The organism is uncultured Tepidimonas sp., assembly GCF_938045175.1.
In the GTDB taxonomy this organism is placed as follows: Bacteria; Pseudomonadota; Gammaproteobacteria; order Burkholderiales; family Burkholderiaceae_C; genus Tepidimonas.
Genome location: NZ_CALIND010000153.1, coordinates 1 through 11,774 on the forward strand (window position 1 = coordinate 1; position 11,774 = coordinate 11,774).

Annotated in this window: 10 protein-coding genes; all 10 read left to right on the forward strand. The window is 68.8% G+C overall.

Annotated features, from left to right (window positions below; genetic code table 11):
- On the forward strand, positions 1 to 724 hold a 724-nt coding region (paaC, locus tag Q0716_RS07950), incomplete at its 5' end, for a 1,2-phenylacetyl-CoA epoxidase subunit PaaC (protein WP_299021693.1).
- Between the two features lie 10 nt (positions 725 to 734).
- A complete protein-coding gene (gene paaD, locus Q0716_RS07955) occupies positions 735 to 1,289 on the forward strand; it encodes a 1,2-phenylacetyl-CoA epoxidase subunit PaaD (RefSeq protein WP_299021695.1) in 555 nt (184 codons plus the stop codon).
- 26 nt (positions 1,290 to 1,315) lie between these two features.
- Complete coding sequence (paaE, locus tag Q0716_RS07960; RefSeq protein WP_299021698.1) at positions 1,316 to 2,413, forward strand: 1,2-phenylacetyl-CoA epoxidase subunit PaaE; 1,098 nt, start codon at positions 1,316 to 1,318, stop codon at positions 2,411 to 2,413.
- Positions 2,414 to 2,456: 43 nt separating this feature from the next.
- Entirely contained in the window at positions 2,457 to 3,605 is a 1,149-nt protein-coding gene (locus Q0716_RS07965) for an ABC transporter substrate-binding protein (RefSeq protein ID WP_299021710.1), read from the forward strand.
- 104 nt (positions 3,606 to 3,709) lie between these two features.
- On the forward strand, positions 3,710 to 4,735 hold the full coding sequence (locus Q0716_RS07970) for a branched-chain amino acid ABC transporter permease (protein ID WP_299021712.1): 1,026 nt from the start codon (positions 3,710 to 3,712) through the stop codon (positions 4,733 to 4,735).
- Positions 4,732 to 6,615 (forward strand): branched-chain amino acid ABC transporter ATP-binding protein/permease, encoded by a 1,884-nt coding sequence (locus Q0716_RS07975; RefSeq protein WP_299021714.1) that lies wholly within the window; start codon positions 4,732 to 4,734, stop codon positions 6,613 to 6,615. Before Q0716_RS07970 ends, Q0716_RS07975 begins: the two co-directional genes overlap by 4 nt.
- Positions 6,612 to 7,373, forward strand: coding sequence for an ABC transporter ATP-binding protein (locus tag Q0716_RS07980; protein ID WP_299021716.1), 762 nt, complete (start codon positions 6,612 to 6,614; stop codon positions 7,371 to 7,373). Before Q0716_RS07975 ends, Q0716_RS07980 begins: the two co-directional genes overlap by 4 nt.
- A 20-nt stretch (positions 7,374 to 7,393) precedes the next feature.
- Positions 7,394 to 9,439: a phenylacetic acid degradation bifunctional protein PaaZ gene (gene paaZ / locus Q0716_RS07985; RefSeq protein WP_299021717.1), complete on the forward strand. Its 2,046-nt coding sequence runs from the start codon at positions 7,394 to 7,396 to the stop codon at positions 9,437 to 9,439.
- Between the two features lie 67 nt (positions 9,440 to 9,506).
- Entirely contained in the window at positions 9,507 to 10,709 is a 1,203-nt protein-coding gene (pcaF, locus tag Q0716_RS07990; RefSeq protein WP_299021719.1) for a 3-oxoadipyl-CoA thiolase, read from the forward strand.
- An 83-nt stretch (positions 10,710 to 10,792) separates the two neighbouring features.
- The coding region (locus tag Q0716_RS07995) for a nitrate- and nitrite sensing domain-containing protein (protein WP_299021723.1) at positions 10,793 to 11,774 on the forward strand (982 nt) is incomplete at its 3' end.

The window sequence follows — 11,774 nt, forward strand, 5'->3', positions numbered from 1 at the left end:
GCGCAACAGCCAGTGGTGCGGGGTGGGCCCCGTGCTGGAAGAAGATCTGGCGCTGACCAACCAGACGCTGGACCTGATCGGCCAGGCGCGCCTGCTGTATCAAGAGGCGGCGCGCCTGCAAGGGGGCGATGCCACCGAAGACACGCTGGCGTACTTCCGCGACGCGCCCGACTTTCGCAACTATGTGCTGCTGGAGCTGCCCGCCAGCCTGCCGCGTGTCGGGTATGCGCAGGGCGACATGGACTGGGGCGTGACGCTGGCGCGCAACTTTCTCTACAGCGCGCTGATGGTGCCGCTGTGGGAGGCGCTGCAAGCGTCGGCGCACGCGCCGCTGGCGGCCATCGCCGCCAAATCGCTCAAGGAAGCGCGCTACCACCTGCGCCACGCCAGCGAATGGGTGGTGCGGCTGGGGGATGGCACCGACGTGTCGCACGCGCGCATGCAGGCCGCGTTCGACCATCTGATGCCGTACACGCAGGAGTTCTGGACCGATAGCGACCTCGAGCAGGCGGCCGTCGAGGCCGGTGTTGGCGTGCATCCGACCCAGGTGCGGGACGTCTGGCGTGCCACCGTCGAGGCCACGCTGCAGGAGGCGACGCTGCGCGTGCCGAGCGACGTGGGCTATGTGCCGCAGGGCAAGCAAGGGCTGCATTCCGAGCATCTGAGCTACCTGCTGGGTGAGATGCAGTGCGTTGCGCGCGCCCATCCGGGCGCGGTCTGGTGAGGGTGGCGTGATGACTACCGCGGTCGCTCCCGTCGCTCCCGGGGTGCTCGCCCGTGTGCGCGCGGCGCTCGACGCGCTGACCGACCCCGAAATCCCCGTCGTCACGCTGGCGGAGATGGGTATCTTGCGCGACGTGCGGCCGGCCGCCGACGACCCGTCATTGGTCGAAGTGGTGATCACGCCCACCTACAGCGGCTGTCCGGCCATGGCGCAGATCGCCAATGATGTGCGCGCCACGCTACAACGCTTGGGCGTGCCCGCGCGCGTGACGACGCAGCTGGCCCCGGCCTGGACCACCGACTGGATGAGCGATGCCGCGCGCGAAAAACTGCGCGCCTACGGCATCGCGCCCCCCGGCCGCTGTGGCGTTGACGGCGCGGGCACGGGTGCGACGGCGAGCGAGCACGTCGTGCGCCTGGTGCCCCGCGCGCCCGAGCCCGTCGCGTGCCCGCGCTGCGGCTCGACCCACACGCGCGAAGTCTCGCGCTTCGGCTCCACGGCGTGCAAGGCACTGTACCAGTGTCTCGATTGCCGCGAGCCGTTCGACCATTTCAAGCCCCATTGACCCCTTTAACGACTGCCGAGGGTGGCATGAGCGTTGCCCAATTCCATGAACTCACCGTCAAGCGTGTCAGCCCTGAGGCCGCAGGATCGGTCGCGGTCGCGTTCGACATTCCGCCCGCGCTGCGCGAGACCTTTCGTTTCGAGCCGGGCCAGTACCTGACGCTGCGCACCCGCCTGGACGGCGAGGAGCTGCGCCGCAACTATTCCATCTGCTGTCCGCGCTCGCGCCTGGCGCGCGAGGGCGAGCTGGAAATCGGCATCCGTCCGGTGCAGGGGGGACGGTTTTCCAACTGGGCGGCCACCCAGTTGCGCCCGGGCCAGCGCCTGGAGGTGATGCCGCCGCAAGGGCGCTTTACCGTGCAGCGCCCGCGCGCCTTGCACCGCGTGGGTTTTGCGGCCGGCTCGGGCATCACGCCCATTTTGTCGATCGCCGCCAGCACGCTGGAAGAGCAGCCGCAGGCCAAGTTCACGCTGGTCTACGGCAACCGGCGCACCGCCACCATCATGTTCAACGAGGCGCTGCAGGACCTGAAGGATCGTTACCCGGATCGCTTCACCATGATCCACGTGCTATCGCGCCAGGCGCAAGAGGTCGATCTGCTGCAAGGGCGGCTCGATGGCCCGAAGGTGCGCGCCATCATGGACGCCCTGCTGCCCGCCGCCAGCATGGACGAAGTGTTCATCTGCGGCCCCGAGGCCATGATCGAGGCCACCGAGCAGGCGTTGCTCGCCGCCGGGGTGCCGCCGCAGCGCATCCACACCGAGCGCTTCACCACCGGTGCCGCGCAGGCCGCCAAGGTGCAGGCCGACATCGACGCGGCGGGCCAGCGCCGCCCGCAGCACGCCGCGGCGCACGCCACCATCGTGCTCGACGGCAAGCAGCACGAGGTGCCGATCGCCGCTGGTGAGGCCGTGCTCGACGCCGCACTGGAGGCGGGGCTCGACCTGCCGTATTCGTGCAAGGGCGGCGTGTGCAGCACTTGCCGCGCGCGGGTATTGGAGGGCCGCGTGACCATGGACAAGAACTTCGGCTTGACCGATGATGAGGTGGCGCGCGGCTTCGTGCTTACCTGCCAGGCGCACGCCGCCACCGAGCGGCTGGTGCTGAGTTTCGACGAGCGCTGATACCCGACCGTTTTGACCCCACCCCAACCAGAGGAGACCTCCCATGCTTTTGCCCAAACGCTTGTTGACCCTGCTGACTGCCGTCGGCCTGTCAGCGGCCGCCTGGGCCGACATCAACGTCGGCGTCACCGTCTCGGCCACCGGCCCCGCGGCCTCGCTGGGCATCCCCGAGAAAAATACCTTCAGCCTGCTGCCCAAAACCATCGCCGGACAGAAGGTCAATTACATCATCCTCGACGACGCGAGTGACACCACCGCGGCCGTCACCAACACGCGCAAGCTCATCAGCGAGAACAAAGTCGACATCGTCATCGGCTCGACCATCACGCCCAACTCGTTGGCCATGATCGACGTGGTCGCGGAGGCGCAGGTGCCCATGATCTCGATGGCTGCGTCGGCGCGCATCGTCGAGCCGGTCGACGCCAAGCGGCGTTGGGTGTTCAAGACACCGCAAAACGACATCCAAATGGCGCTGGCGATCGCCAGCCACATGGCCGACAACGGCGTGCGCACGGTGGGTTTCATCGGCTTTGCCGACGCGTATGGCGAGGGCTGGTATCAGGAGTTCGTCAAGGCCGCAGGTTTGAAGAAACTGCAGATCGTGGCCAACGAGCGCTACAACCGCGCCGACACGTCGGTGACGGGCCAGGTGCTCAAGATCGTCGCGGCACGCCCGGATGCCGTGCTGATCGCGGGCTCGGGCACGCCGGCGGCGCTGCCGCAAAAGACGCTCAAGGAGCGCGGCTACGGCGGCAAGATCTACCAGACGCACGGCGTGGCCAACAACGACTTCCTGCGCGTGTGCGGCAAAGACTGCGAGGGCACCTTCCTGCCCGCAGGCCCGGTGCTGGTGGCGGAGCAGTTGCCCAACGACCACCCGGTCAAGAAATCGGCGCTGGCCTACGTTCAGGCGTATGAGGCCGCCTATGGCAAGGGAACGGTCAGCACGTTTGGTGGCCATGCCTGGGATGCCGGCTTGCTGCTGGCCGCGGCGGCGCCCGAAGCGCTGAAAAAAGCCCAGCCCGGCACCCCGGCCTTCCGCGCCGCCCTGCGCGATGCGCTGGAAAACGTCAAGAACGTGCCCGGCGCGCACGGCATCTTCAACATGTCGCCCACCGACCACCTGGGGCTGGACCAGCGTGCCCGTGTCATGGTCAAGGTGGAAAACGGGACCTGGAAGTACCAGCCCTGACGCTCGCCGGCCGCGCCGGGCGCGCGCCACGCGTCCGGTGCGGCCCTCCTCGTTATCGCTGACCAAGCCGACGCCGCGCGCGTCCGGTGGTGGGGTATGACCGCATGGATGGGCAAATCGCGCTCTTTCTGGCACAAGACGGCATCATCAATGGCGCCATCTACGCGCTCATGGCGCTGGCGTTGGTGCTGGTGTTTTCCGTCACGCGGGTGATCTTCGTGCCGCAGGGCGAACTCGTGGCCTACGGCGCGCTGACGATGGCGGTGCTGCAGGCCGGCGGCACCCCGGCCACGCTGTGGCTGCTGTGCACGCTGGCGGCCGTGACGCTGGTGCTGGAGCTGTGGCGCCTGCAGCGCGGTGCGGCGGTGGACTGGTGGTCTACCGCCTTGTGGTGCGGGGTGTTGCCCGTGCTGGCAGCGCTGGCGGTGTGGTGGCGGCCGGAGTCGCTGCTGGGCAAGGCGCTGACCGTGCTGTTGGTCGTCACACCACTGGGGCCACTGATTTACCGCCTCGCGTTTCGGCCGCTGGCGCACGCCACGGTGCTGGTGCTGCTGATCGTGTCGGTGGCGCTGCACGGTGTGCTCATGGGGCTGGGGTTGTGGTTTTTCGGTGCCGAAGGCTCGCGCACGCCAGCGTTTTCCGAGGCGCGCTTCGAGCTGGGCGGCATTCCCGTCAGTGGCCAGTCACTGGTCGTGCTGGGGGTGACGGTCGCATTGGTGGGGGCGATGTTCGTTTTCTTCGAGCGCACGCTGCTGGGCAAGGCGCTGCGGGCCACCGCCATCAATCGCGTCGGCGCCCGCCTGATGGGCATCCCGACCGAGCTCTCGGGCGACGTGAGCTTTGCGCTGGCGGCGCTCATCGGCGCGGTCTCGGGCCTGCTCATCGCGCCCATCACCACGATCTACTACGACACCGGTTTTCTGATTGGCCTCAAGGGGTTCGTGGCCGCCATCATTGGCGGGCTGGCCAGCTACCCCGTGGCGCTGCTGGGGGCGGTGCTGGTGGGGCAGCTCGAGGCCTTTGCGTCCTTTTGGGCCAGCGCGTTCAAGGAGGTGCTGGTGTTCACGCTGATCATTCCGGTGCTGCTGTGGCGTTCGCTGCGCAGCCACCATGTGGAGGATGAGGAATGAGTGCGCCCCAGTCCACCACGACCACCACCGGCGCGTCGGTGCCGACGTCCGTGCCCCTGCTCACCCCGCGCCGGGTCACGGTCGGCTTCGTGCTCGCGCTGGCCGCCGCTTGGGGGGCGCTGCCCGACTTCACGGTCACGCTGCTCAACTACATCGGTCTGCACGCGCTGGTCGCGCTGGGGCTGGTGCTGCTGACCGGGGTCGGGGGCATGACCTCGTTTGGCCAAGCCGCGTTCGTCGGGTTGGGCGCCTACGCCACCGCCTGGGTGTGCACCGCGCCCGAGGTGGCGGCGGCGTTGTCGGGCGTGCCTGCCGAGGCGCTGCCCTGGGTCGGGCTGGCGCTGGGCTTGGTGCTCACGCTCCTGGTGGCGTGGGGGTTGGGGGCGGTCACGCTGCGCCTGGGCGGGCACTACCTGCCGCTGGCCACCATCGCCTGGGGCTTGAGCCTGTATTTTTTGTTCGGCAACCTCGCGTTTCTGGGGGGGCACACCGGGCTGACCGGCATTCCGCCGCTGACGGTGATGGGTTGGTCGCTGGCCGACCCGCGGGCGCTCGGGATCGTCATTTGGGCGGTGCTGTTGCTGGCGATTTGGGCGGCGCACAACCTGCTCGACTCGCGTCAGGGGCGCGCCATCCGTGCCCTCAAGGGCGGGCGCCTGATGGCCGAGTCGATGGGCGTGGATACCGCATGCCAGCGCATCCGGGTGTTCGTGCTGGCGGCGCTGCTCGCCGCCCTGTCGGGCTGGCTCTACGCGCACCTGCAGCGCTTCGTCAACCCGACGCCGTTCAACCTCAACATCGGCATCGAATACCTGTTCATGGCCGTGGTCGGCGGATCGGGCCACCTGTGGGGCGCGGTGCTGGGCGCGACCCTGATTGCGCTGCTCAAAGAGCAGTTGCAGGACTGGCTGCCCAAGTTGTTTGGCATGAGCGGCAATTTCGAAATCATCGTCTTTGGCCTGCTGATGATGCTGGTGCTGCAGCGCTACGCCGACGGGCTGTGGCCGACGCTCGCCGGTTGGGCGCAGCGCCTGGGGGTGCGGCCGACACCGCGGCGGCTTCCTGCGCCCACGGCCTTGCCGAGCCGGGCACTGCCGCCGCCCGGCACCGTGCTCATCGAGGCGCGCGAGGTAACCAAGCGCTTCGGTGGCCTGGTGGCCAACGCGCAGGTCTCGCTCGATGTGCGCGCCGGCGAGGTGCACGCGTTGATCGGCCCCAACGGCGCGGGCAAGAGTACGTTTTTCAACATGATCTCGGGCGTGGACGATCCGACCGAGGGCGAGGTGCGACTGTTGGGCCAGCCGATGACGGGGCAGCCCTCGCGGGCCTTCGCCGCGCGCGGGCTGGGCCGCACGTTTCAACACGTGCGGCTGTTGGGTCAGCGCAGCGTGCTCGACAACGTGGCGCTGGGTGCCCATCTGCGGGGCCGAAGCGGTTGGCTGGCGAGCATGCTGCGTCTGGATCGGCGTGAGGAGGCCGCGTTGCTGGCCGAGGCGATGCGCCAGATCGAGCGCTGCGGCTTGGCCGAGCATGCGGAGACACCGGCCGGCTCGCTGCCGCTGGGGCAGCAGCGCATCGTCGAGATTGCGCGCGCGCTGGCGGGGCAGCCTGCGCTGCTGTTGCTCGACGAGCCGGCAGCCGGCCTGCGCCATTTGGAGAAGCAGGCGCTGGCGCGCCTGCTCGACCAGTTGCGCCGTGAGGGCCTCGGCATCCTGATCGTGGAGCACGATATGGAATTCGTCATGAACCTGGCCAACCGCATCACGGTGCTGGACTTTGGTACCGTGATCGCGCGTGGCACCCCGGCCGAGGTGCAGCGCGACCCGCGCGTATTGGCGGCCTATCTGGGTGACGATCTGCCCGCGGGAGATGCCGCATGACCGCGCTCAGGACCCCACTGTTGCAGCTGCGCGGCTTTTGCGTGTCCTACGGCCCGGTAGAGGCGCTGCACCAGGTGGACCTGGATGTGCACGAGGGCGAGATCGTTACCGTCATTGGCCCCAACGGTGCGGGCAAGACCACGCTGCTCAATGCCGCGATGGGGCTGCTGCCTTCGCGCGGCACGCTGGCCGTCGAGGGTACGGTGGTGTCCCGCCCCAGCGTCGAGCGCATGGTCGCGCGCCAAGTGGCGCTGGTGCCCGAAAAGCGCGAGTTGTTTGGCGAGATGTCGGTCGAGGACAACCTACTGCTGGGCGGATTCGCGCGCTGGCGCCGTGGCGACCGCACCCAGCGCGAGCGCATGGAAGAGGTGTTTGCCATCTTCCCGCGCCTGCGCGAGCGCCGTGCCCAGATGGCAGCCACGTTGTCGGGTGGGGAGCGCCAGATGCTGGCGATCGGCCGTGCGTTGATGGCCAAGCCGCGGCTGCTGATGCTCGACGAGCCCTCGCTGGGGCTGGCGCCGTTGATCGTGCGCGAGGTGCTCAGCACCGTCGCGCGTCTGCGCGAGGTGGGTGTGTCGGTGCTGCTGATCGAGCAAAACGCGCGCGCGGCGCTGCAGATCGCCGACCGGGGCTACGTGCTCGAGATGGGCGCCGTGGCGCTACAAGGCGACGCGGAGGACCTGTTGCACGACCGCCGCATCATCGAAACCTATCTCGGACTCGGTGGCCAGCGCGCCGCCGCGCCCGCCGCTTCCTGAACCTTTCGTTGCCGCTGTCCATGAACCCTCCCGTTTTGCAAAGCCACATCGCCGGCCGCTGGATCGGCCAGTCTCCCAGCCAAGTGCTGCGCAGTGCCGTCAACGGCGCGCCTGTGGCCGCCACCCATGCCGAGGCGATCGATTTTGCCGAAGCGCTCGAGCACGGCCGCCGCGCCGTGCCCGCGCTGCTTCGGCTTGACTTCCAGCAGCGCGCGGCGTGTCTGAAGGCGCTGGCGAAGTTTCTGACCGAGCGCAAGGAGCAGCTCTATGCCTGGTCCGCCCACACGGGTGCCACGCGCGCCGACGGCTGGATCGATATCGAGGGCGGGATCGGCACGCTGTTTGCCTACGCCAGCCTGGGCAGCAACGAACTGCCCAGCGGCAATCTTTGGCACGAGGGGCCGGTGGTGCCACTGGGCAAGCAGGGGCATTTTGCCGGTACCCACATTCTGGTGCCGCGCGGTGGTGTGGCGGTTCACATCAACGCGTTCAACTTCCCCGTCTGGGGGTTGCTCGAGAAGTTTGCGCCAACGTTTTTGGCCGGTATGCCTTGCATCGCCAAACCGGCCACCGCGACCAGCTACCTGGCGGAAGCGCTGGTGCGCCTGATCATCGACAGCGGCCTACTGCCCGCGGGTGCGCTGCAGCTCGTCATCGGCGCCACGGGTGATCTGCTCGACCGCCTGCAAGGCTGCGACGTGGTGACGTTTACCGGCTCGGCCGATACGGCAGCGCGGCTGCGCGCCAACCCCCACTTGGTGCAGCATGCCGTTCCCTTCAACGCCGAGGCCGATTCGCTCAACTGCGCCATCCTGGCGCCCGACGTGACGCCGGACGACGAGGAGTTCGACCTTTATGTCAAGGAGGTGGCGCGCGAAATGACGGTCAAAGCGGGGCAAAAGTGCACCGCCATCCGCCGTGCACTGGTGCCGCGGCGGTATTTGGATGCGGTGGCCGAACGCCTGTGCGCGCGCTTGGCCAAGGTGGTCGTTGGCGACCCGGCGTTGGAGGCGGTGCGCATGGGTGCGCTGGCGTCACACGCGCAGCAGCGCGACGTGGCCGAACGCGTGGCGCTGTTGCGCCAAGGTGCCGAGGTGGTGTGGGACGGTGGGCCGAACTTTGCGCCCGTGGGCGAGGGCACCGAGCAGGGGGCGTTTTTTCCGCCCACGCTGCTGTGCAGCCGCGACCCGCACCGCCACGACGCGGTGCACGACGTGGAGGCCTTCGGGCCCGTGAGCACGTTGCTGCCCTACGATGACCTCGACGAAGCGTTGGCGCTGGCCGCCCGCGGGCGCGGCAGCCTCGTCGGCACGCTGGTCACGCGCGACCCCCAGATCGCCGCCCGGGCGATTCCCGTGGCGGCCGCCTGGCACGGCCGCTTGCTGGTGCTGGATCGCGAGGCTGCGCCGGAGTCCACCGGCCACGGCTCGCCGCTGCCGCACCTCAAGCACGGTGGCCCCGGGCGTGCCGGCGGCGGCGAGGAGCTGGGTGGCCTGCGTGCCGTCAAGCACTATCTGCAGCGCGCCGCGGTGCAGGGTTCGCCCACCATGCTGGCCGCCATCAGCGGCGAGTACGTGCGCGGCGCGGCGCGCATCGAGACCGATGTGCACCCGTTCCGCCGCCATTTCGAGGACCTGCGCGTGGGCGAGAGCCTGCTGACCCACCGGCGCACCGTCACCGAGGCCGACATCGTCGCCTTCGGCGGCCTGTCGGGCGACTACTTCTACATGCACTTCGACGACATCGCCGCCAAGGATTCGCCGTTCGGCCAGCGCATCGCGCACGGTTATTTCGTGCTGTCGGCGGCGGCGGGCCTGTTCGTCTCCCCCGCGCCAGGGCCGGTGCTGGCCAACTACGGGCTGGACACGCTGCGCTTCGTCAAGCCGGTGGCGATCGGCGACACGATCCAGGCGCGCCTGACCTGCAAGCGCAAGATCGACCGCCAGAAAACCGACGCGCAAGGGCGCGGCCAAGGCGTGGTGGCCTGGGACGTCGAAGTGACCAACCAGCGCGGCGAGCTGGTGGCCAGCTACGACATCCTGACGCTGGTGGCCAAGCGCGCGTGATGCGCGCTGGCCTCGGTCCCCTTGCCTGACCGCCGTTCGGGCGTTTTTCTGCCTTCGGGAGTCCCGCATGACCCATGCCTTTATTTGCGACGCCGTTCGCACCCCCATCGGCCGCTACGGCGGTGCCTTGTCCAGCGTGCGCACCGACGACCTGGCCGCCATCCCCATCGCGGCGCTCATGGCGCGCAACCCTCGGGTCGATTGGGGTGCCGTCGGTGACGTGATCCTGGGCTGCGCCAACCAAGCCGGTGAGGACAACCGCAACGTTGCGCGTATGGCGGCGCTGCTGGCTGGCCTGCCGCTCGACGTGCCGGGGGCGACGGTCAACCGCTTGTGTGGTTCCGGCCTGGACGCCGTGGGTACCGCCGCGCGTGCCATCAAGACCGCAGAAGCCGAGCTGATGATCGCCGGCGGCGTCGAGAGCATGAGTCGCGCGCCGTTCGTCATGCCCAAAGCAGAGACCGCTTTTTCGCGCCAGAACGCGATCTACGACACAACGATCGGCTGGCGCTTCATCAACCCGCTCATGAAGGCACGCTACGGTGTCGACTCGATGCCCGAGACGGCCGAAAACGTCGCCGCCGAATTCGGCATCAGCCGCGCAGATCAGGACCGCATGGCACTGGCGTCGCAGCACAAGGCACTCGCCGCGCAGCGCGCGGGTTTCTTTGCACAGGAGATCGTGCCCGTCACGATCCCACAGAAAAAAGGCGAGCCGATCGTCGTCGACCGCGACGAGCATCCGCGCGAGACGACGCTGGAGGCGTTGGCCCAGCTCAAGGGCGTGGTGCGACCGGACGGCACGGTGACCGCCGGCAACGCCTCGGGCGTCAACGACGGCGCTTGTGCGCTCATCCTGGCCAGCGAAGCGGCCGCGGTACGCCACGGCTTGACGCCGCGCGCGCGCGTGGTGGGCATGGCGGTAGCCGGTGTGCCGCCGCGCATCATGGGTATCGGACCCGCCCCGGCGACGCGCAAGGTCCTGGCCCTCACCGGTCTCACGCTCGATCAAATGGACGTCATCGAGCTCAACGAGGCGTTTGCCGCGCAAGGGCTGGCCGTGCTGCGCCAATTGGGCCTGGCCGACGACGACCCGCGCGTCAACCCCAACGGCGGCGCGATCGCGCTCGGCCATCCGCTGGGGGCCAGCGGTGCGCGGCTGGCGACGACGGCGGTCAACCAACTGCACCGTATCGGCGGCCGCTACGCCCTGTGCACCATGTGCATCGGCGTGGGGCAGGGCATCGCGCTGGTGCTGGAGCGGGTCTAAATGCCGAATGGCACGCCGGTTGCTTACTCACCGGTGTGCCATCACCCGATCACGAACCGTTTTTCTTGCGTTGCTGCGAGCGGATGCACGCAGCGCAGCGGGCCCATTTGCACTGGATCGGCCACGTGCTGCAGGCCATCGGCGTCTCGGCGCAATGGGTCCATCATGCGCAGCGCGAGCGGGGCTGGAGCAATCGCTGGCTCACCGTGGCTGACCCGGAGGCACGAGCGGGCGTCCGCCGTGCCCGCATCGATGCCGATGCCCGTTGGCGGGAGTGGCAACAGGCGATCGACGCGCTGGCCGAGCAGCCAGTGGCGGCGGCGTGGCCGGCCCTTTGGGGGGCGGTGGCCGATATCGCGCGCGCGCAAGCGGCCCTGCAAGGGCTTCGCTTGCAGATTGACGACCGTGCGCTGGGTTGGCCAGCCGCGACGTCGCGTTGGACCAGCGCCATTGCGTCCATGCTGCACGTCCAGGCCGAGCTGGGCTGGGTGCTGGGTGAGACGGCCGATGCCGCACGCGTCGCGATTTGGTTGACCCTCATCCGGTACAAGGAGCTGTGCGGCCAAGAGCGCGCGGTGGGCAGCGCATTGTTGGGGGAGTGTCCCGTTGATGACAGCCAGCGTCAGTGGCTAGCGGCGCTGATCGAGCGCCAGGACGAGCTGCGCGCTGCACTGGTGCGCACACAAGCGCTGCCCGCCAGGGAAGACGGCCCGTGGACGGCCGACTTGCAACGTTGGCGTGCGTTACTGCTCAGCGTCGGCGGCTGCCCGCGCGAGCCCGCGCGCGCCATTCAGTCGTGGTTCGAGGCGTGTACGCAGCGCATCGATGCGCTTCACGAAGAAGAGTTGCGTTGGCATGCCGCTTGGGGCAACGCAGAGGAGCCGACGGAGAAGGCGGCGCCGCGCTCCGTGCCCGCGTCAGCGCCTCAAGCGCGGCGACCGGCTGCGCCCTCGGCCCCCATCGAGGACCTGCGGACCCTTCGCCAGCGTTTGGCAGACCAACATTGGATCGATCATGCAAAGGCGGTTTTGATCGATCAAGGGGCCACCGAAGCGCAGGCGCACC